The following is a 25,431-nucleotide window of genomic DNA, read 5'->3' on the forward strand; positions in this document are numbered from 1 at the left end:
TTTTATTCCATAACAAAATGCCCTGTGGTTTTCACTAGTGCTACCTGATTTATTGGTCCGGACATCAGATTTTCCAGCGCCTCCATAGCCTCTGGAGGCTCAATGGAACCTATACCGGCTTGTGCCATGCGCTCCTGATAGTCTTCAGAAGCAACAATACCGACACTCCCCCAGTAGCCCCAATTTATAGTTTTCACTGCACAGGGCCATTCCATGGAAAGCCGGTTTGCAAAAGCATCCTTAAAGGTACAGCCTGCAGCATAATTACTTTGTCCGGCAGCTTTTGCAAATGAGTTGAAGGAAGAGAAAAACAACACAAAATCCAGCGGCTCTTCGTGGAAAACCCGGGCTAAATTTACACTCACATCTATTTTTGATGAAAGCACTGCCCTAAACTGTTTTGCTTCCATCTTGGCAAGGCTTTGATCTGACAGTACGATGGCAGAGTGTACTACTCCGTTAACCAGGGAGTGTTTTCTTTTTATTTCCTCATAGGCCTGCTGCAGAGAATTTATATCCGTCGCATCAGCAGTAATATAGCTGGGTGTAGGTCCCAGTCCGGCAAGCCTGTCCAGTTTTGCACGAATATCGGTATCCTTTTCTCTCCGCCCAATCCAAATAATCTGAGCCTTATAGGTTCTGATCATGTACTCACTCCATGCTTCTCCAACTCCACCGGCACCTCCGATCACCACATATACTCCCCCACATTTAAAATGATTCTGTTTCATTTGAGCAGGGCTAAATGGAAGCAGTCTCTGTTGATGCCAGTTTTTATTCCTGTAAACCAGCAAACCACCCTTCATATCCTGAGGCAGGGTAAATATATCCGGAGGCCATTCACCGGCAGACTCCAGGTCAACAAGCCTGGTCTTCCAGTTTGGATACTCCTTAGCCATAGAACCTATAAGTCCAAAAATCCCTGCATGGGTAGGATCTGCCTTATCCCTTTCATTGATGGGTTGAGTCCGGATCGTGATTATGCTCCAACCCAAGTCTCTGGTTCCATAGTCTAAGGTAAGCAGTGCCTTTATCACATTGTAAAGTTGAAGAACTCCTCTGTTCTGTTCATCAATAACCGTATCCTCAACTACTGACTTTATAGAGCTGTCAGGTGCAACCCACAGGATGTGGTTAAAAGGCCCCTGCTCTCTCAGCTTTTCTGCTATGCCTTCCACGGTATCTTTAAACTGTATATCTACGACACAGGCATTCTTATAATACTGCAGGATTATTTTTCTATTTTCTGTATTTCCCCCTATGAGGGCAATTTTATCTGTTGTCAATGGAGACATCTGTCCTTTTTCTATGGGCACTGAATCCCATACAGGTGTCAGTAGTATACTTGCATTTCCTCGCTCTTCAACGTTGCCGGCTAAACCTACCTTCGTTTCAGTTTTTCTTTGCAATCCGCCTTCCAGAGTTCTAAATGAGACTCCTTTCATCCTTACACAAATGTTTCCAGCTTCATCACACATATCAATATCTAACTTTTCCAGCCTTCCTCCATCTCCGTATCCATCACTGTATCTGATTGAAGACCACATACCCGGAGTACATTTGCCATGCACTTCAAGAATTTCCATGGAAAAGGGTAGAAGCTGCTCATCAGAATTTTTGCCTATTAACCCTATCGATGCCTGTAAAGCTGAATCCATGAGGCTGGGGTGCAACACATATTTGTCCGCAGCATCTGCTGCACAGGAGGGTAGAGCCAGCCTGGCTATTGCCTGGCCTGTTCCTAAATATACTTCCTGAATACCACGGTGTCCGGGTCCGTATTCAATTCCAATAGAGTTAAAGGTTTCATAACACTGTGCTGGAGATAGATATCCAAGGCTGCATTGAGCTTTCAGAGATTCGATATCCAGCAAAGGGTGTTTGGGGAGCAGGGACGGCAATGCCCGCCCCTCGCTGCATACTACCGTTTCAGCCTCGTTCCTTCCTTGGAAACTGCTGATCTGGAAGGAAATTCTTCCGTTTTCGTTCAGGTCAATTCTCAGATCTACCTGAACAGGTTCTTTACCAACAGCAACAGGTCTGGTCCACACAATATTTTCGAGGCGCATTCCAGCCTGTTTTCCATATGAATCCCCCATTACCCGCTCAACTGCTTCTCTAGCCATTTCCAGATATGCTACGGCAGGCAATATCTTCTGTCCATTCACAGTATGATCGGAAAGGAAAAATTCCTGTCCTGTAAAAACAGAGGTAAATTTCAATCCAGAAAAATCAGAAGTGTTACTGTGCAGCAGCGGATGAAGCAAGGCAGTATTAACAGGATTTGCTAACGGACTGCAGTCGGACTCCTCTCCCGCATTTGGCACCCAGTACCTTTCCTTTTCAAAGGGGTAGGCGGGCAAACTTATACGGCAGGGTTTAAGGCTGCCATAGAGCTTGTTCCAATCGAAATTCAACCCCTTCACCCAAAATTCCGCGATCTTTGAAAATTTGCCCTTTCTTATCCAGATTTCAATTATCTGTTCCATATCTTCATCTGAAGCCAAAAGACCTATAGTCTCTTTATTTCTCTTGCTTTGCCCTCTATACAGTTCTCTTATGTTCTCCCTGCCGTCCAGATAATCATTAAGTTTCTCTTCAAGCTCCTTAATAGAAACAATAATCACTGCCAGGCGTTCTTCCATTGCTTCACGCCCTATTTGCAAGGTGTATGCCATATCAGCAAGACTGTAATCTGTGAGCTGCTGCTCCGAAAGAGCAGTCAGCAAGCGCTTCACCTGCTCTTTCAGCCTTTCTTCACTTTTTGCCGACAGCACAACTATTGCAGGTTTGTGGGATGTAATCATGATTTGTGTTTTTGCTTCACTTTCGGTTGTGTACTCTTCTACTATTACATGTGCATTTGATCCTCCTGCACCAAAGGATGAAATACCGGCAATTCTAGGGTACTCTCTTCTTTCTCCGCTAATCTCGACTATTGGGCGTTTCCATTCTGAAAGAACTTGTTGAACTATAAAAGGGGTACCGGCAAAGTCAATTTTGGGATTCAATACCTTGGAGTGAAGCGATGGTACCAACTGGCGGTATTTCATCTGAAGAAGGACTTTGGTCAATCCGGCAATACCTGCTGCACTTTCACAATGTCCGATATTTGACTTGGCTGATCCTATGGCACAAAATCCCTTATCCCTCGTATAACTCCCGAAGGCCTTTGCCAAACCTGCAATTTCAATCGGGTCCCCTAAAGAGGTTCCTGTCCCATGAGCTTCTATATAGCTGATTACTCTTGGGTTTACCCCTGCTTCCTTTACTGCCCTTTCAATGACACCGGCCTGGGCATTCGGATTTGGAACTGTATACCCGTTAGTCTTTCCTCCATGATTGATTGCGGTTCCTTTGATAACTCCATAAATGCTATCTCCGTCAGAAACAGCCTTGTAAAGCGGTTTCAGTAGGACTGCTCCCACACCTTCTCCTGGGACATACCCGTCTCCGCCTTGCCCGAAACTTTCGCATCTGCCGTTACTGGATGCAAATTTCCCTTGCGCAAGCAGTAAATATTTGTTTGGATGTACTGAAATATTGACACCGCCCGCAATAGCCAGCTCGCATGCTCCCCGCTGCAAACTCTGGCAGGCCAGATGAATAGCTGTCAGTGAGGAGGAGCACATAGTGTCTACAGCCATACTGGGCCCGTGAAAGTTAAAGAAATAGGATATCCTGTTAGCAATAGAGGCCGGACTTCCATAAAGAGCGACAGGCCTTCCGCGGAGTGTTTCCTGAGCACCATAAAGCTGATACTCTTCATACATCACTCCCACGTATACCCCCACATTACCTTCCAAACCCATGTCCTGGTTCATACTGAGGGTTTCCCTAGTATATCCCGCATCTTCAAGGGTTTCATATACGCACTCCAGAAACAATCGTTCCTGTGGATCCATGAGTTCTGCTTCCCTTGGAGAAATATTAAAAAATAAGGGGTCAAATTGCTCTACTCCTTCTAAAAACCCTCCCCACTTGCTGTAGGTTTTTCCAGGTTCGTTTTTGTTTTCAGCAAAGTATAATCTATAATCCCAGCGGTCTTTGGGTATTTCTGTTATGCAATCTTTTCCGTCTCTCAGGTTTTTCCAGAATTCTCTCAGGTTTTTCGCACCGGGATAACGTCCGGATATACCTATTATGGCAATGTCCGGTGTACTCTCATCATTTTTTGCCTCACTTTTTCTTCTGACAGGTGAAAAGCGTAACCGCCTGTAGCTTTCAGCAGCCGGTTTTTCCGGTCCGGTTACAGCTGTTGCCTCTACTGCTTCCCGCATAATTGCCTCTGCTTTTTGTTCTATCCCAAGCAATCCGCTTAGCTGCTGACGGTATGAGCTCATAAAATACCCGGCTATATCCCTGATATTCTGATATTCAAAAAATAAGGTTTTTGGCAAAGAACCAAAGATTTTTTCCAACTGATTTGTCAATTTCATAACCATAATGGAATCTATCCCGTATTTTTCCATAGGGGCATCTGCTTCGATTCTCTCTGCCGGCAGATTAATAACTTCAGAAAGCAGTTCTTTGAAATATTTCTCAGATTTTTCCCTGAGTAAACCATCTTCTATTACCGGTACTGTCATTTTATCTTGAAAGAGTATTTCTACAGCTTTATTTGGGGTCTGACGCTCAAGGAATGCTTTCTTAAGCCTTTTTTCGTCTCCGCTTAACACCAATACCTGTTCCTTTCCGCAAGCAAAAGCCTGATAAAAAGCCCGTATTGCTTCTGAAGTTCGGATAGCTGTAATGCCTGTGTTTTCCGTCAGCATCCTTTCAGTTTCTGCCTCAATCTGCATACCTCCATCTTTCCATAAAGGCCAGCTAATGGACAGCGTTATACCATGGCGTTCTTTTTTTGTCACCAGCAAATTGCGATACGCAGAATAGGAGTCTAAAAAGGCATTTGCTGCCGAATAGTCTGACTGCCCCGGGTTGCCCATCCTTCCTGATATTGATGAGAAGGACACGAAGAAGTCCAGCGGCAGTTCCCTGCTCGCTTCATCGAGATTTACCAAGCCTGATACCTTCGGAGCCATTACTTCCTTCAGTTCATCCCCCGTTTTCTTGATGATAAAGTTATCCCGTATCACCCCCGCACTATGTATTACACCGTTTATACCTCCATGCTCTTTGCATATGTCCTGTATCAGATTTTCAACGGACTTCCTGTCGGCAACATCGATACACCTGTATTCTGCTTTGGCACCCAAAGCCTCTATTTTGCTCAGTTTTTTCTGTTTCTCACCATCCAACTCTGACCGCCCCACCAGTATTATGCTTGCACACTTAACTTTTTGAGCTATCTCGCTGGCAAAAATCGTCCCCAGCCCGCCTGCTCCACCTGTGACCAGATATGTTCCATTATCTTTCCATGGCATATACACCATATCTTTTGCAGGTTCCACTTCCTTAAATCCCGCTACCCAGCGTTTGCCATCACGGTATCGTATATGCCCGTCAAATGGTCTTCGACTGTTTTCTATCAGCTTTTCAACTATTCTTTCGGGGCCTTCCTCAATAGCTGCTTCAATAAGCTGACAGCTAATATTCGGATTTTCCAAATGTGTCGTTTTCAACATAGCAGAAATTCCTGAAAACAACTCCACCTCTCCATGAGCAGGCGCGACAACCTGTATCAGCACATTCCCTGCAGGTTTCTTCCTGAGTATGCTTTGAATTTCCTCAAATACCTGTACAGCATATGCTTCAAACCGTACTGCAACATTCCCGCACTCACTCTGCAAGGGAATACAGCTTACATCACCCATAAATGCTTCAATATCTTGTCTTAGAATATCAGGCTGCTCACACAGCATCACCAGGTGTCGGGCATACTCACAGCCAGTTGCTTCCTCAACAGAAGTATCTTCCCTCCAGCAGGGTTCGAGAAGCAAAGTTGTAGAATTTACCGGAGCTTCTTTTAGTGACAATCCTTCATTCAAAGTTATTAATGAAAGCCCCCTAAACTGCACACAAATTTTGCCCTGTTCATCACACAAATCTATATCAACTACCTTTAGCTTATCTCCAGTCTGACCGGAACTGCCATACCGGATCAACGCCCACATATCAGGACAGCATTCATCAAATACCGTAATCTCTTGCAGCGCAAAGGGCACTATCGGTTTATTCATGGCAAAACTGCCGGAAAAAATCATATCACCGTCACCTGCCAGCAAACCTATTGACGCCTGCAAAGCTGAATCCATCAGTCCAGGATGTAGCACAAACCGTCCGCCTGCATTAAAGGTTTGAGTTTTCAGAGACAGCTTTGTTATGGCTAGCCCCTCTCCTATGTAGACTTTTTCGATTCCCTGGTATCCAGGCCCGTAATTCAGTCCTATTGCCCTGAATGCGTCATAACATTCTTCAGAGGTGAGTATACCCTTGCTGCACTTGGCCTTCAAAGAAGCGATATCTATAACCAGATCCTCACCAGGCTTTCTGAACACAGCTATTCCCTTGCTGTGTTCAACCGGCTCCGCTCCTTCTTCATACTGGCTATAAATTTCATAGGCAATCTCTCCGTCTTCTTCAGGATAAAGCGCTATATTCACCTTGACAGGCTGGTCTACTACAGCAACAGGCCTCAACCATACTACATTCTTAAGTCTGATTCCTGATTGAGCCTCTACCATTGCCTCCATAGATTGCTCCAATGCTGCCCTGGCCATTTCAAGGCATGCAACCCCGGGTAGAACCTTTACCCCATTAACTAAATGGTCTTTCATAAAAAATTCTGCACCGGTAAAGGTCGAGCTAAATCTCTGTTCCAGCAAACTCGAGGTATTCCGTTGCAACAACGGATGTATGTATTGTATTTCATCAGGTAGCACTGTACTGATTACAGCCTTGTATGCTTCATCTTCCGGAACCCAGTATTGTTCTCTGGCAAAAGGATATGTAGGAAGATGGGTACGCCGCAGCTTAATACCACTGTAAAGCAAATCCCAGGGAATTTCATGACCCTGGCAATAAAGGTCTGCCAGTACATGAAGTGCCTCCTGGTATTTACTCTCATCTCCAAGCAGCAGCCGGGTTTGTTCTGCTGTATCTATAACATACTGCTTCATCGCTTTTTGAGCTTTAAAACTACCGGAAACCTTTCCCACAAACACATTGAACAATTTCTCACTGTCACCTGCATGGCTTAATGCATATACAGCTTCTTCCTTTCCCCGGATCACTACGGCACAACGGCAACTGAAGTGCTGGCGCCCCTCCATCAGGGTATAGCAGATTCTATGCAAATCCTGTTGCTGCACATCTCTGTTCTTCAGCATATTTATCATATCTTTGATTCTTTCCTGCAAGGCTTCAGGTGTCTTGGCTGAAAGTACCAGCAGAAAACACGGCGGTACTGCAGAAGGCTCAAGTCCATCCTCTTCTGAATAGCTTCTTACAACCATATGAACGTTTGTCCCGCTCATCCCAAAGGCGCTTACAGCTCCTGTGAGGGGTTTTCCACCATCCTTTACCCATTCTTTGGTTGTCTTATTGACATAAAACGGGCTTTTTTCCCAGTTGATATAGTCATTTTCTTCTTGGCAGTGCAGACTGGCAGGAATTTTTCCATGTCGGAGAGCTTGCACCAGACTGATCAGACTTACTACACCGGAAGCCGCCAGCGTATGACCTAGATTTGTCTTAGTGGAGGTAAGTGCACAGTATCCCTGCTTGTCTGTATAAGACTTATATGCATCATATAATGCGTTGATTTCAACAGGATCTCCCAATTTTGTACCAGTTCCGTGTGTAACTATATAACCGATGTCTTCGGGATTAATCCTGTATTGATCATATACCGTTTTCAATAGATTAGCTTGTGCAACCCCATTTGGAGCCGTAATACCATTGGTCTTCCCGTCATAGTTTATCCCGCTTCCCTGTATAACTGCATATATGGGATCTCCGTCCGCTCTGGCCTGTGATAACCTTTTAAGTACTACCACCGCAACTGCTTCTCCCGGAACCATGCCGTTTGCCCGCTTGTCAAAGGCAAAGCATTTACCATCCGGGGACAGCATCCCGGCTTGCCCCATCTTCACATAAATTTGTGGAGTGAGCAGCAGATTTACACCCGCCGCAACAGCTGTATCACATTCATAATTCCGAAGGCTCAGACAGGCTTCATGTACAGCAGTAAGTCCAGAAGAACATGCGGTATTCACAGCTAAACAGGGTCCGTTCAGGTTAAGAAAATATGACAGTCGCGCTGACAGGACTGCATTGTGATTTGATGTAATGCTGCTTTTGTCTCCGGCAATAAGGTGATAATCACCATCTTCTACTCCTACAAACATACCGGTTTTGTTTGTTCCAGCCTTATGCACACCGTATCCTGCATCTTCAAGCGCATTCCAGGCTTCCTGCAGCAAGAGCCTGTGCCTCGGATCCATATACTCCGCTTCACGGGGTGAAATCTCAAAAAACAGGGGATCAAACTCTTTCACACCCGGGACACAGCCACACCATTTACAATTGGTCTTTCCCTGATCTTTCATAGGATCACCGAAGTATTGCCGCCAGTCAAAACGTTCAGCAGGTATTTCCTGAACTACTTCCCTGCCTTCCTCAAAGATCTTCCACAGCTCATCAATATTCCGCGCTTGCGGAAAACGTCCGCTCATCCCTATAATAGCAATAGGTTCCTGATTGCTCTTTGAAGTGCTGCCTGCTATAAACCTGTTTTTTTTCAGGACAGGCATTTCCTGTTGTATAGCAGTTCCGGCCTTAACTGCCGGTGATACGGCTTTTTCTTCAATTTTTTCATTATAAAACTCTCTGATGGCATCCCTGTGCTTTTCCCAAAAATACTGCACTAATTTTTCAAAGGTAGAGTATCCATAAAACAAAGCCGGAGTAATTTCTATACCGAAATGGCTGGTTAACAGTGCTGCAAATTCAGTCAGAGCAAGAGAATCAAAGCCAAAGTCTGCCAGGTTTGCTGCATTATCAAGCTTTTCCCTGGAAATCCTGAGCAGCTTGCTTGTAAGTTCCTTAAGGTCCCATTCAATACACTGTTCCGGACTTAGTCCCCTCATTTCCAAGCGCCTTCCTGTACCTGAAAATACAGATACCTTGGCAGGTGCGGTTTTTTTGTACTCTGTAAGACCAAGGAAGCTTTTCACCCTGCCTGGCTGTCCTACTATCACCAACTGCTGCTCAATATTCTGGGATAATATCCGTTCAAATACAGCCATACCCTCATTTGCTTCCAAAAAGCTTTGTCCACTGGAATTCAGATAGATTTTAGCATTTTCACTATTGCCAAGACCCATCCCTCCGTCCCTCCAAAGAGGCCAATTAATAACAACAGCTTTTCCATTATGTTTTTCCGGATATTCCTGCCTGTTCCGGTAATGTGCATAGGCCATCTGGAAACGGTTGGCTACTGCATAGTCGCAGGAACCGAAGTCTCCCATAATAGCTGATGATGAAGAAAAATAGCATATAAACTCAAGAGAAGCTTCTTCCAATATTTCATCAAGCACAAGAGTTCCTTGTATCTTAGGTTTAAGAATCTTATTAAAGCTTTCTATATCTTTTTCCAGTATGCTATCCTTTCCCTGTATCCCTGCTGCATGAATGATTCCATGAATTTCACCAAAGAGTTTTGTTGCCTGGTTCAATCCTTCCTTCATTCCGTCGGCATCACATACATCTGCCTGAATATATAATATCTTGCTGCCGAAACTTTCCAGTGTTTTTATCCTTGCCCCCTTTTCCTCATCTATGGGGGAGCGTCCGGTTAATATAAGATTTACCGGCTGGGTTTTGGCGAAATGCTCTGCAAACAAAAATCCCAAACCTCCGCAGCCACCTGTAATGAGGTAGGTTCCTCCGGGCTTTATCAGGCTAATGCCCTGTTCAATTACTGTAGGCCGTATTCTGCACACATTCCGCATCTTGTCCTTATACAGCACACTTTGTGCTTTTGATGCGTTAAGTTCTGCCCAGACCCGTTTCATCCACTCTTTCATGTCAGGTTTCAACACCTGCCCGTAAGCCTCCTCGAGTATTACCGCCATCTGTATACCCGGAAGGACAAGCCCGAGTGAGCGTTCAAATCCAATCAATGATTCCAGGTAACACCGGTCCAGTCCATTCTGCGCCTGTGCTGCCAGCATTAGTCTGTCCGGTTTTAGCCCTGAAACTGCTATAGCCTTTATGATATATACGATACCTGTGAAATCATAGATATGCCTCAAGTCTTCAAGCGCCCATAAATACAACACTGCGTCGATTTCCCCATAATCCACCCTTATACTACTCAAAGCCTCAGTATATGTGTTTTGATCAGTATTTGATACACTATATACCTCTTTGGAGTATTTTCTATAGGTGCTGCCTTCCGAAATAAAGACAATTTTAGTCTCTGGGTTAAGAGATTTCATAGTCTCTGCAATTACTTGCTGGTAATGTGAATTTGAAAGAAAACAAACCACGGTTTTAATCATTGGAGGAGAAACACTCTCCAGTGCCTGCTCTACCCATACTTCTTCAAACGTCATCATCTGATGAATTTGGTCTGCATCAGCATTTTCCGCAACCTGACGACTTATATTCATAAAGGTATCGGTTCCAGCTTCTGCACTCCCTGTTATTTCAAATCCTTTTATACGCAAACAGATATTGCCTTGCCCATCGCATAAGTCTATATCTACTTTATATGTGGAGTTTTGATTTTTAGCTCCCTCACTATACCGGATATAAGCCCATTCTGTAGGAATGCAATTGCTTAATATATCAAGTTTGTGCATATTTAAAGGGATTAGCGGCTTTCCAACATCCAAACCTGTCATAAACTGCACTGCTGCCCGCAAAATAATATCCATTAAGGCGGGTTGCACGGTAAATTTATTCCCTGTCTCCGGAGTGGATAACGGTAGTGCCAGCTTCATCAGTACCTTGTCCAAACCACAGTACAATCGCTCAATTTCCTTATATATGCATGTATCTTTATCACCCGCTGCATGCTTATCCTCACCGGACCGGAATGATGAAAATTCAAACTGATTACACTGGTGCCGTATAGCTTCCAAGTTCAGTGCATAAACCTGTGAGCCCTTATCCAATACAACACTCCCCCGGTTGTACACTACCGGTTCTGCACCAGTCTCAGGAGAGTCGCTGTAAATTTCATAAGTAACATCCCCATCGTCTTCTGAGTGCAGCTCTACATGTATTTTTAGGTTCTCTCCGGCTATTACAGCAGGATGAATCCAAACTACATCCCTCAGATGTATTGCATTGTTTTCATGCTCCATACCTCCTGCTGCCTGAACTACAGCTACTCTGACCATCTCCAGATAGGCCAGTCCCGATAAGACCTGGCGTCCATTCTCTGTATTAACAGGCAAGTAGGATTCCTTACCGGTAAAAGTCGAACTGAACCTCTGCCGGAAGAAATCTGAAATATTCTGATGCAGTAAAGGGTGGATAAAAGCTGCAACCTTTGTATTTGTCCTGCTATTCGGGTTATCAGGAACCCAGTAGCGTTCCATTGCAAAAGGATAAGTCGGGAGAGAAATTTTTGAATACCCCCCGTCTGAGAACAATTCTTTATATTCCAAAGAATATCCCTGTACATACAATTCTGCTACAACTGATATATGCTCCAAATATTGATTCTCGTGATATCCGTTTTTGCAGTTTTGTATACATTGGTTTCCATATTCCTTCAATAGATGCTGTTCACTATTATCATTTTCATGAAGCTGGGAAAGATAAACCCGGGATGCCTTTCCCTTTTCAAGCCATTTATTTAGAAGCTCCCCAAGTTCCTTCGTACTACGTACTACACATGCCAGACGGTGGTTGAAATGCCTTCTTCCTAAAAGAAGGGTGTAGCTCATATTTCCACAATCCGCCTCTTGATTTCTCTCATAAAACGCAATCAATTGTCTGGCTTGCTGCCTCAACTGCTCTAAAGTACGTGCAGATAATACAATAAGATAACCCGGCTTCTCAGCATGCTTAAACTCTACCTCCGGAGCTTCTTCTATAGCCAGATGTGCATTGGTTCCACTAAAGCCAAAAGAACTTACAACTGCACAGCGCTTGATATCATGTGTGACCTCCCACTCTTTCAGTTCTGTATTGACATAAAAAGGACTTTCCTTAAACCGGATATTTGAATTACCTGTTTTAAAGTGAAGTGATGGAGGTATCTGCCTATGCTTTAATGACAGCAAAATCTTAATTACTCCAGCTACCCCTGCTGCAGTGGCTGCATGTCCCAGATTGGTCTTAACAGATCCTATGGCGCAATATTCTCTTTTATCCGTATACCGCCTGAATGCCTTAGTAAGAGCACTAAACTCAATCGGGTCACCCAGTTTTGTTCCTGTACCGTGAGCCTCCACCATCTGGATGTCCTGCGGGTTGATTTCAAACTCATCATATACATGGCACTCAAGACTTTCCTGGGAAATTGCACTGGGCGCTGTAATGCCGTTGGTTGTTCCATCCTGATTTATACCCGAACCCCGGATTACGCCATATATATGATCTCCATCAGCAACAGCTTCTTTCAGCCTTTTTAAAACAATTACACCTACCCCTTCTCCGGGAACAAATCCATCCGCCCGCTCATCAAAGGTATGGCAGCGTCCTGTCAAAGAAAGCATTCCGGCCCGGTTTGAGCACAAGTAAAACCCTGGCGTGGATTGAATGAATACCCCACCTGCCAGTGCCATATCTGTTTCCCCGGTCCATAATCCCTGACAGGCTAAATGTATGGCAACCAGCGAGCTGGAACAAGCAGTATCGATACACACTGCAGGTCCCTTGAGATTAAGGTAATAGGCTATCCTGGCAGGAATAACAGAACCAGAATTTCCCCAAAACGACTGCGGTGGCGGATTATCTCCCAGTAGTTCCTGATAGTCTACCCCTCCACATCCTACATAAACTCCGCATGAATGCCCGTCTATATCTGCCCCTGCATAACCGGCATCCTCCAATGCCTTCCAGGATTCTTCAAGGAAGAACCTCTGCTGCGGGTCCATATATGTCGCCTCCAGGCCTGAAATATTGAAAAAAAGCGGATCAAACCGGTCAATATCCTCTAAAAAGCTTCCATGCCTGCAGTACTCAGCCCCCTCAGGATATAGCGCTCCAATATCCCACCGGCTGATTTCTTCAATAAGATCCATTCCGTTTGCCAGATGATTCCACAATTCATCCACTGTTTTTGACTTGGCAAACCTTCCGCTCATACCAATAATGGCAATAGATTCTTTCTTTATTGAAACATTTCCCATACCCACCTTTTCCTTGATATCAGCTTCCTTCAGCACATTTATTTTTTGAAGTCCCCTGAAATGTTCGGAACTGGTTTGTATATCCCTGCTTTCCCCGGAATGCCGGCTGGTTCTCTCATACTGTTTTGTATTTTGCCTTAAAGCATTTACAATTACATCCCTGTATCTGGATAATATATGTAAAGTTAATTTGTTTACCGAACTATAGTTAAATATGCATGTGGTCTCCAGATCGATTTTCAGTATCTGATTAATGGCCTGTACCAGATTAACCCCGGTAATGGAATCCACCCCATAATCCGAAAAGGATTGATCAACATCCACCAAACCTGTGTTTACTTTCAGCCAGTGAGACAATTTTTCTGTTATAGTTTCCTTTATATAATCTTCAGCCATCTGATCTGTTACAGCAATTTCGGAATGTAGGGTTTTTTCCTCAGTCTTAATTAAGTCGTGCCTCTTTTCTGCCGAAACCTGTAAAACTCCGCCTTTTTCCTTCTGATATCCCAGGCTGCCGTTAATTTTGTCGTCATACTTTCCGGTCTTCCCGTATTGCAGCTTTTGCCTGACCACTCCATCACTCTGCGCAGCAATGATCTGCTGTCCGAGATTATGTGATTGACGGGCAGGAAACAAAACCGTATGAAACCCCTCGTTTTGCAAAACTTCCTTCCAGGTTCCGGGATACAGTCCCGGACAGCCCGGAATCCGCAAACCAGTGTCTTCATACAGCCACCATCCGTCTAAAAGCCCAAAGGTCAGATGGGTAAATATTGTATTGGCGCTTATCTCATTTAATAAGAGTATTCCGCCTTTCTTTAAAACCGCTTTAGCATTCCGCAGGGTTTGTCTGATATTTTTTGTAGCATGAAGTACGTTGGCTGCTATAACGACGTCGTACCCGCCCGCATCAATATCTTGAACTGCTATTGGAACTTCAGCATTGAATATTTTATAGGTAAGATAATTGTATTCAGTCCCAAACTCCTTTTCCGCATGCATTAAGAATGCTTTAGATATATCCGTATAACAATATTCCCCTATATTCTTCCTGTAGGGTTCTAACTTACGGAAAACCACAGCGCTGTTCCCACCCGTACCCGCGCCGATTTCCAGTATACGGACCTGTGCTGCCGCTTCCTGTTTTATCCGTTTTTTTATAAAGTCTGTTAAAGTATCAGCGAGAACATCGTTGAAATAATCCGCAACGGGACTGTTCCTATAAATCCCTTCCACCAGTCTCATGGAAGAATCCGGGAACATGACATCGGTAGCCAACCGCTTCCCCCTCAGAATTTCAGGCAAAGCCCTCAGCATAGATTCACTCAAAGCAGCCTTGGCTTCCATCCCAGGTTCTTTCAACCATGAGCGCTTTTCCGCCTCCCATTCAGCCCATACCTTATCAATATTCAAATGTGTCACAACAGAAGAGTATACTTCTCCTGTCTGCACAACATAATTATTCCTTACCAAAACCTCTATACTTTCCTCCATCCATCTGTCATACCGGCTGCACAATCCTGATTTTCTCTTTAATTCGGCCAATGCCCCCTCCGAATCCCTGAAAAGTCCTATGGCTTGCAATTGACACAGCAGCAGCCGGCATAGAAGTTCATCCATTTTCTTCATTTACAGGTCCCCTCCTTCAGTTACTATACATCCGCTATCCGGTTTTCCTTCTTGATTTACTCTATCTGATGTAAATGCAACAGAACTTTTCAAGTCCTCACTGCCGATACATTTTTCACAGCCTCCCTGTAAAAAACCTGCCTGTTCAAATGTTTCAGCCAACACGTCTCCATATTCTTTCATCAAATATTCTGCTGCATTGTATAGTGAGTGATCTTTTGTCAGTATGGAAGAGGTCAGCTCAAGGTTGAATTTCCGGTTCAGCATTTCAATCAGACCCGCCAGCATAGCAGCATCAAATCCATACTCACTCACTCCTGTAGCAGCATCAATATATTCTTTATTAACGGCTATCAATTCTGCCACAGTGTCTATAAGTACAGTCTGTATTTTCTCGAGCAGTCCGGAAGAACTAATAGTATCACTTCCAGCTTGAGTATCTTTCTGCATGTCCCGGATATCAAGCCTGAATTCTTCCGGATAAGCCACAACTAACTCTCCGGCAGGTTTTATCCCTTCAAATCCTGAAGGTTTTGTAGCTTTTACCAGTGCTATTTGATCGACCGGGCCGGCAAGCAGCATTTCTAAAGCCGCCATTGCCTCAGGCGGCTCAATAGACCCTATTCCCTTATTCTCCATCCAGTGTTTGAACTCTTTAGAAGCCGCAATATGTCCGACACTTCCCCAGTAGCCCCAGTTCATCACCTTTACTGAACATGTCCATTCTCTGGAAAGACGGTATGCAAAAGCATCCGTGAAAGTACAGCCTGAAGAATAATTGCTTTGTCCCGATGCTTTTATAAAAGAATTAATTGAAGAAAAAAATACGATAAAGTCCAAAGGGTCTTTACTAAATACCCGGGCAATACGCACACTTACATCCACCTTGGCAGAAAGTGATGCCCGGAAATCTCCTTCTTCCATAGTTTCCAGACTTTTACCCATCATAATCATTGCAGAATGGACAACTCCGTGAATCTGTGCATATTTAGCCTTTATTTTTTCGTGAGCCTCAAGAAGAGATTTATCATCAGCTGCATCAGCTGAGACATAAACTGGAGCAGGTCCATCAAAGCCTGCAAACCTGTCCAATTTGGCCTGAATGACAGCATCCTTTTTACGCCTGCCTATCCAAATAATATGAGCCTTATATGTACGGATCATATACTCACTCCAGGCTTCCCCAATACCACCTGCACCTCCGATTACAACATAGACCCCCCCTGCTCTGTAGGCAGTTTGTCCGGCTGTAAGAGAATTGAATGGCAGCAGCTGCTGCCTGTACCACTCCTTACATCTGTATACCAGCAGTTCACCACCGGTATCTGCAGGAAGGGTAAACATGTCACCAACCGGCCAGTTTCCCGCCGCCTCCATATCTATAATGCGTATTTTCCAATTCCTGTATTCCCTGGCTAATGAACCGGCAAATCCATGAATGCAGGCATGTGAGGGGTTTGCCGTATCGTTTTTGTGTACCGGCTGTGCCTGTATAGTAATAAAGCTCCAGCTTAAGTCACTGTTCCCATAACCCAGTGTAAGCAAGGCTTTAACTATCCGATACACTTGCAATACGCCCTCGTCCTGTGCTTTGATTATATCCTCATCTGCCAATGAGCTTATGGTTTGATAAGGAGCTATCCATATAATATGTTCAATGGGATCAAGCTGTTTTAGTTTCAGCATTATATCCTCTGACGTATCTCCAATCTGAAGTTTCAGCACCTCCGACTTTGGATAATACTGCCGGATTGATGTTATCTTGTCTTCATCGTCACAGATAAGTACTATATTGTCGTTCGGAGGCGGAAAACAAACCTGACTTCTCTCCATGTGAACCGGGTCCCAGGCAGGAGTCAGCAAAACAGTCCCTGTCATTGTATCTTCCGGATTATACTGTGAAGGCTGCTGCAAGACTCTTTTAGTTGTACCTTCTGCTCCCATTGTTCTGATTGAAGCACCTCGCATTCTGATACGGATGTCTCCTTTCTCATCACACAAATCAATATCCAGCTTTTGTATCTGATTATTTTGTGGTTTCTCACCGCTTATCCTTATAAAAGCCCACATTACATGTGTACATTCATCAAATATTTCTACCTCGCTGAGTTCAAACAACAGAGCAGGCTCGGTCAGTGCCATGCCATCAGCATGTATTAATGCAGCAAAGTCCGTTATCAATGCAATAGATGCTTGAAAAGCTGAATCCAACAAACTTGGATGCATTACATACCTTTCATGCGTATCGGCTACGGATGGTGGTAAAGAGAGTTTTGCCAGAATCTGTCCTGCACCAGTGAATATTTTCTCAATCCCCCGGTGTCCGGGGCCGTATTCGATTCCTGCAGCTTTAAAGGTTTCATAACACTGACCGGAAGTAATAGAACTCTGGTTGAACTGGGCTTTCAGTGCAGCCAGATCCAACCCAGGCCTCCTCCCGACCCGCTTTAGAAGCGCACTACCACGGCTATGAGCAATATTTCCCACTTCCGGTACACCGGAATTGGTATAGATTTCAAAAGCAATTTCTCCTTCATCTTCAGGCGACAGCCTGATATGTACCTGTACCGGCTGATTTTCAACAGATATAGGGCTAATCCAGAGTATGTTCTTGAGCTGAACTTCCATCCGGTTTGCTTCCATAGTCCCTGATGAAAGCTCTACTGCTTTTCGTGCCATTTCCAGGTAAGCTGCTCCCGGGAGTATCCGCTTTCCTCTAACTACATGATCTGAAAGGAAAAACTCCTGTCCTGTAAATGTCGAACTAAAACATTGTTGCGAAAAATCCGAAGTATTACGGTGAAGCAGTGGATGTAATACAGGAATAACCGCCTCTTTCAAGTCCTGTACCTGTTCTGACGAACCGAAATGTTTTATTCCTTCACTTAAAACCCAATAATGTTCTTTTGCCAGAGGATAGGCAGGCAGGCTCATCCGTCTGACCCTACTGCTGCCATATAATCTACCCCAATCAAAATCCATCCCCTTGACCCATAAACCGAGGAGTTTTGCATATTTTCTCCTCGCAATCCATTTTTCAATAGCCTCCTGCAATTCCTCATCTTCTGCAAACACAGCCATAGCATCCTTGTTACGCTTTACCTGACCCCGGTACATCCCGGCAGTCATTTCCCTGCCGGCTAAAAAGCCTTCTATTTTTTCTTCAAGTTCTTTGACAGAACCTGCCAAAAGCGCCAGACGTTCTTCCATAGCATCACGTCCAACCTGGAGAGTGTAAGCCATATCTGCCAAAACCGTATCCGGGTATTCATTTTCCCTGATCGCTGTCAATAGCTGCTGTGCCTGTTCCGTCAGCCGCTCTGCGTTTTTTGCCGACAGCACTATAACCGCAGGATTTTGAGTACTAACTTCAATTAGTGTTTGCTCCGCTTCTCTTGGTACATATTCTTCAATGACCACATGGGCGTTGGAGCCGCCAAACCCAAAAGAGCTTACTCCCGCCCGCCGTGGAATATCTTTACCTTCCTCATCCTGCAAAGGATTCCATTCCTTGCATTTGTTGACTATATAGAAAGGACTGTTGTCCAGCTTTATGTATGGGTTGATACTATCGCAGTGAAGACTTTTAACAAGCATCTTGTTTTTTATCTGAAGTACTACCTTAATAACACCAGCAATTCCTGCTGCAAGCTCTAAATGCCCGATGTTGGTTTTTACAGAGCCCAACCCGCAATGAGCTGCCATTATCTCCTGATTTCCGGTATCCTGGTACAACTTTTTGAAGGCAGCTTTCAGCGCATTGACTTCAATAGGATCTCCAAGTTCAGTCCCTGTCCCATGTGCTTCAATATATCCGACAGTCCTGGGATCAATGCCGGCTTTTGTATATGCCTCAACCAACAATTCCGTCTGTGCTTTCGGGTTGGGTGAAGTAAGTGAATTAGCTCGTCCACCATGATTTTCAGCAGTTGAACGGATTACTGCATATATATGGTCCCCTGCTGCCTCTGCCGCACTCAGTTTCTTTAGCAGAACCATTCCTGCACCTTCACCTCTGACATACCCATCCGCTTTGCTTGAAAAGGTTTTACACCGGCCGTCTTCACTGAGCATTCCAGCTTTATTGAAGCTGATATGGACTTCCGGAGTAATTATGGTATTTACACCTCCGGCTATAGCCATCTCACATGTATCTTCCTTTATAGCACTAACCGCCCGATGGATTGCAACCAATGAGCTGGAGCATGCTGTCTCAACCGGTTCACTTGGTCCATGTATATTGAGAAAATAACTCATCCTGTTAGGACCCACTGACGGTACGGCACCTGTGGCCGAGTACCCTTCAATGGCTTTATTGGCACGGGAAATCAAACTATTGTACCCGCTGCTTGCCGTTCCTACAAAAATCCCAGTCCTGGTTCCTGATATGCTGCGGGCAGAATAACCGGCATCCTCAATAACTTTCCATGCATAAGTCATTAAAAGCCGCTGCTGCGGATCCATAAGCTCTGCTTCTCTGGGTGAAATCCCGAAAAACAGGGGATCAAATTCATCCACACTCTCTATAAAACCGCCCCACTTAATGTTGCTCTTATTTACTTCCTTTATGGGATCGCCGTAATACTCCCTCCAATCCCACCGGCTTTTGGGGATTTCAGTGATGCAATCCTTGCCCTCCAGAAGATTTTTCCAGAGTTCATTTATATCCTTTGCCATCGGGAATACGCCGCTTACACCTATTATGGCAATGGGCTCATCAGCACTGCTGTTTTGTGACAACCGGGCCATTTCTCTGACCTTTGAAATCCTTGAACCCCGTATGCTAAATGACGGCTCTTTATCAAAACTGTTTTCTTCGGAAAATACCGGAGTTTTCCTTCCTCTTTTGTCACTTATTAATCCGGCAAACGCAGACTTATACTCTTCTGAAAAGAAACGGGCCAGACTTTTTATTGTAGAATGTTCAAAGAATATTGCCGGAGTCAGCTCCAGTTTGTATTCTTCATTAAGCTTGTTTGCAAACTCAGTAAACGTAATAGAGTCAAATCCATATTCACTAAACTCCGAACTGATATCTATATCTTCCATTTTAATTTTTAGCAACTCAGATACTGAATGCCTCAAAACTGACTGCACCTTTTCCGGCAAGCTGTATGTCTCCCCACATGCTAAAAAATCATCTTCACCGGATTGTCCTCTTCCTTTTTGTGAAACATAATCCATCGTAGAAAGAAGTTTTTGCTTCATACGCTGTAAATTTCCATACATCACCAAAACCCTGTCTTTACCGCTTGCTATCCCCTTATAAAAAGCCTTAACAGCGGTGTGAGTTTCTATAGCAGCCATACCCATACTTTGCATCATCATCTTCTCAGTTTCTGAATCGACATGCATCCCGCCCTCTTTCCAAAGAGGCCAGTTGATAGATATAGTACTTCCCCTGCGCTTTTTTAGCGCTGCTAAAGCATTTCTGTATACAGCATAAGCATCCATAAAGGCATTGGCGGTAGAATAGTCTGCTTGTCCGGGATTTCCCAGACATCCTGCTACAGATGAAAAAAGTATGAAAAAATCCAGAGGAAGTCCGCTGCTTTCCTGATCCAGGTTTACCAAACCGGCAACCTTAGGCGCTAAAACCTGCAAAAATTCCTCTTTGCCCTTTTTGACAATATAATTATCAGATATCACTCCCGCACTGTGTATGATGCCATTCAGCCCTCCAAATTCAGTACCTATATACTCTAACAAGCTTGCTGTATCAGCCTTGCAGCTCACATCTGCCTGTCTGTATTCAATCCTAATCCCATTGCCTTCCAGTTCCTTTAGCTGAACAGACTTCTCTTTAGAAAGCGGTGATCTTCCCGCAAGAATGACCACCGCATTCTGCGTTTTGCCGGCTATTTCCTTAGCAAATATCAGTCCCAGGCCACCGGCGCCTCCTGTAATAAGATAAATTCCGCCATCTTTCCATGGAACAGCAGCATCTGCCTGAGAACCTTCAATTTCACTCCAGCCCCCTACATAACGTTCCCCGGACTGATAACGTACATGGCTGTCATTGGGATACCGGCTGTTACATATTAATTTTTCTATGAGTTCCCTGAAATTCTCACCTTCTTCAACTTCTATAATCTGTCCGAGCAGTTTTGGGTTTTCAAGCCGTGCCGTTTTTACCAGGCCCAGGAGACCGGAAAAAAGTTGCTTCTCTCCCTGAGACGGAACAACAATTTGTACCAGAATCTTTCCCTCAGACTTGCTGCCGAGCATGTCCCGTATTTCCTCAAATGCACTAACGGCATAAGCCTGAAATCTTTCTTCAATTGCATCCTCCTTGGAATGCAACACCAGGCAGCGTCCCTCTTTTATTCCTTTTTCTATATCATTTGTCGATATGTTATTTAGTTCACAGATAATGACTAAATGCTGTTTGTAGTCTAAAATCTCACCATTACCGGCTATCCCCTGCTGCTTCCAGCAGTGGTTGAGCAGTAAGGTGCCCCGGGGCTCGATAGTCTTTAAGGAGCTTATTCCCTCTGCAGCCGCTCTGACTGAAAGCCCCCTCATCCGCACACATACCCTTCCTTCCTCATCACATATGTCAATGTCAAATTTCTGTATCCTATCTTCCCGGCTTCCGCTGCAGTGCCGTACCAGAGCCCACATTTCAGAACTACAGCCTCTGAAGATATAAAGTTCCTGAAGCGCATAAGGCAACGCAAGTTCGGGATTTACATCATCCAGCATCAATGCTGCCTGAAAGGCAGAATCCAAAAGGCTGGGATGAAGTAAAAACTTATTGCCGGAGTCGCAAACCGATGCCGGAAGCGATAACCTGGCTAGCAGCCGGCCTGTGCCCTTATATATTCTTTCAATGCCCTGGTGTCCGGGACCATAATCAATTCCAATTTTTTTGAATGCAGCATAGCATTGAAGTGATGAAAAAACACCTTGGCTGCATTGAGTCCGCAACCCGCCCAGATCCATAACGGGAGCTTCACCAGCTTGAAGCAGTACAACCATACCTTGACTGTACACTTCACGCTCTCCCTTTATTGTGTTCTCCGGGCCGTATATTTCATAAGCTATTTCTCTTTTGTTTTCCGCAAATAGTCCGATATTAACCTGGAGCAGCTGATCTTCCACTACAGCCGGACGAACCCAGACTACGTTTTTGAACATAACCCCTGGCATGTTTTCCCTAAAAGCGTCTGAAGACTGTTCTACGGCTGCTCTCGCCATTTCAAGATGGGCTGCTCCCGGAAAAACCTTATTTCCATTTATTATGTGATCAGCCAGAAAAAACTCGCTGCCAGAAAAAAACGAACTGAATTTCTGTTCATAGATATCTGATGTGTTTTTATGCAGCAGCGGATGAATATGTCCATATGTATTCAAATCAGCTAAAGTACTGTCAGCTTCATTTCCAGGTATCCAGTATCTTTCTCTTGCAAACGGGTAAGTAGGCAGGCTGATCCTGCAAGGCTTGCCTGTTCCGTACAACAGGTCCCATTCCATAGTAAAGCCGCTGACCCACAGTTCTGCGATTTTTTCCATCTCTCCCGTTCTGACACATTTTTTTATTATCTCCGCAGCTTTCTGCTCTCCTGCTGCACAAGCTATGCTTTCCCCATTATCTCTGGCATTGCCCCTCATATAATTACCGTCCGGCGCCCTGTCTTCTCTGAAAGCTTCAAGCATTTTCACCAGTTCAGGAATATTCTTGGATAAAAAGGCTACACGCTCTTCCATGGCTTCACGTCCTACCTGCAAAGTATAGGCCAGCTCATCCATTCTGATGCCCCGGTAAATAGTATCTGATTCCTGTTTCTTTGCTTTGCCCTGTGTTTTTTCGGAAAAGCCGGAGGAAAAGAGATGGTTTTTAAGAAATTCGAGCAGCTCTCCGGCATACGCATATAGACGCTGTTTATTCTTTGCAGAAAGGGGGATAATTACAACTTTTTCCTCTACGGGCTGATTCAGCGGTAAACTGCATTGGGCTTTCTCCTGGACAAATTCCTCCAGTATGATATGCGCATTGGAACCGGTAGCTCCAAAAGAACTCACTCCAGCCCGTCTCCGATAAGCAACCTTACAGCCATTCTCCGTTATCATAGGCTGCGCCCAATCCTCTACGCAATGTTGAACATAAAAGGGAGATTCTTCAAATCCGATGTATGGGTTTAATTCCTCTGAATGCAGTGATGGTACAAGGGTTTTATGATAAAGCTGCAATATCACCTTGTGCAGCCCGCAAACACCTGCTGCAGATTCTGCATGGCCTACATTTGACTTGACTGAACCGATCGAACAGAATTTCCTGTCTTCTGTATATTGGCGGAAAGCTTTCTCCAACCCCTGAATCTCAATAGGATCACCCAATGACGTACCTGTCCCGTGAGCCTCAATATAGCCGATAGTTCTCGGATGAATCCCTGTCTTTTCCATGCACTCCATAATCAATTCTGCTTGAGCGACAGGACTGGGAACCGTAATCCCGCTCACCGCACCTACATGGTTTATGGAGCTTCCTTTTATTACAGCATATATATGATCCCCGTCACTGACAGCTTTGTTCAATGGTTTTAGTAAAACCGCACCGACACCTTCTGCCGATACATAACCGTCCCCATCCTTGCCAAAAGTATGGCAATGACCGTCACTGGCGTGCATGCCCATCATTCCGTATGTAATATACTTGTCCGGGTGAAGAGATAGATTTACTCCACCAGCCAGAGCCGTATCGCACTCTCCCTTCTTTATGCTTTCTAAAGCCAAATGCAATGCAGTAAGGGAAGACGAACAAACAGTATCAACAGCCATGCTGGGTCCGTGAAAATTGCAAAAATATGAGACACGGTTTGCAATCTGAGCATAGTTTAGCGATAATGGAAATGCCTTCGAGTCCGATATGGCTTCAGCTCCGGTAAGCGCATAATCCTTATGCATTACCCCGGCAAACACTCCCACTTTCATCCTTTTATTCCGGCCTTGAGGCGAGACTAATGTTTTGGGCGTATATCCGGCATCTTCTATAGCCTCCCAGCAGGTTTCGAGAAATAACCTTTCCTGGGGGTCCATCAATTCCGCTTCACGGGGTGATATTCTGAAAAACTGGGGATCAAAGCAATCGGGTTCGTCTAAAAATCCTCCCCATCTGGACATCTTCTTGCCTGACGGCGAACGCAGCGTATCAAATCTTTGCCAATCCCAACGGGATTTTGGAATTTCACTGATACAATCTTTCCCTGATTTCAAGTTGTCCCAGAATTCGCGTAGATTTCTTGCGCCAGGATAGCGTCCTGCCATTCCGATAACCGCAATATCACCCTTCAATTGATCGAATCCGGAGAAATAATCTGCGTAATCAGGGTGATTTTTTACATTTGCCCGTTTATATCCTGGCAGATTTTTTTCTGTTATGTAAGCCGACAGTTCAGCAATAGTTGTATACTCAAACAACAATGTCGGAGATAAGGCCGTTCCAAATTCCCTCTCCATATCTTTAACTATCTCTAATAACCCTATAGAATCCAATCCCATTTCATAATAGCCGGAATGTATATCTATTTGTTCTAAAGGTTTTTTCAGATGCCGTGCCGTTAATTGGCGTAAAAATTTTTCAACCTCTGCACCTGATAATGTTGTATCATCCGGCGTTGAAAAAGACTCGGAATCCCCTGAATACTCCCTTGACTGAGAACCAGCCTTTTTATCCGTATTTATTAAGCCTGGTTCCCTGACCAGTTTGCAGGCAAGGTTTCTTAATTCCCCTATTTTTCTTCCTGTCTCGCTATAAAACTCTATTGTCACATAAACAAGCTCTTTTTTCCGTATAACCGAAGAAGTTTTGACCAGTGCTACGCATTTTTCCCGGATAGGTTCCCAGGCACGAAAAGATTCATAAAACAAGGGAAGGAATAACTGCTCTTGTTTCAACAAATCCTGATACATCACTTTCGAAGCAATAGCACTTCCATCAATAAGCGCCGGATGAAATATTGTACCGGCAGCGGTTGCTGATGCTCTGTTGTTCAGGCAAATATCTGCCAAAATCCATTCTTCCGTATGATAAATGCTTCCTTCTGCTTTCATAATTCCTGTGTGAATCAGCTCCTGACCCCGGTAGTGTTTATAGACTTTTTCAAGGTCAACAACTTTATTTGCAGACTGTTTCATTGCATTCAAATCCGGTATCTTGTCAGAAACCGCAGAAACAGTTTCATGCATCTGTGCAGTGATATACAGTTTTTTATCGTAGTCAGCCCTATCATTATGATACCTCTGGCCTTCTACAGTAATATTCCATTGCCCCTCACCTGCTTCAGAGCATTGAATGGTCAGCATGATGCCATAGTCTGGTCCCGCAGCTAAAGGGTTGTAAATTGTTAAGTTGCGAAGTTCGAGTCCGGAAAAGTTATATCCATTCTCCTGAAAAAACTGATATAGCATATCAATATAAGCTAATCCCGGCATCAGTTCCCGGCCATAGGCTTTATGATTTTTAAGAACCGGATGGTTTATATTGATTAATATATTATCTTCCATTGTCAATTCACCTCGATTTTTT

2 protein-coding genes are annotated in these 25,431 nt (G+C 44.4%); both read right to left on the bottom strand.

All coding sequences use genetic code 11. The features are described from left to right. Positions 1-2: 2 nt before the first annotated feature. Positions 3-14,903 carry an SDR family NAD(P)-dependent oxidoreductase gene (locus N3I35_15915; protein ID MCX8131566.1) on the bottom strand — a complete coding sequence of 4,967 codons (14,901 nt, stop codon included), beginning with the start codon at positions 14,901-14,903 and terminating at the stop codon, positions 3-5. Then, positions 14,904-25,409 (bottom strand): SDR family NAD(P)-dependent oxidoreductase, encoded by a 10,506-nt coding sequence (locus N3I35_15920; protein ID MCX8131567.1) that lies wholly within the window; start codon positions 25,407-25,409, stop codon positions 14,904-14,906. Between the last annotated feature and the right edge of the window lie 22 nt (positions 25,410-25,431).

It is taken from the genome of Clostridia bacterium (assembly GCA_026414765.1).
GTDB lineage: Bacteria > Bacillota > Clostridia > Acetivibrionales > DSM-27016 > SKW86.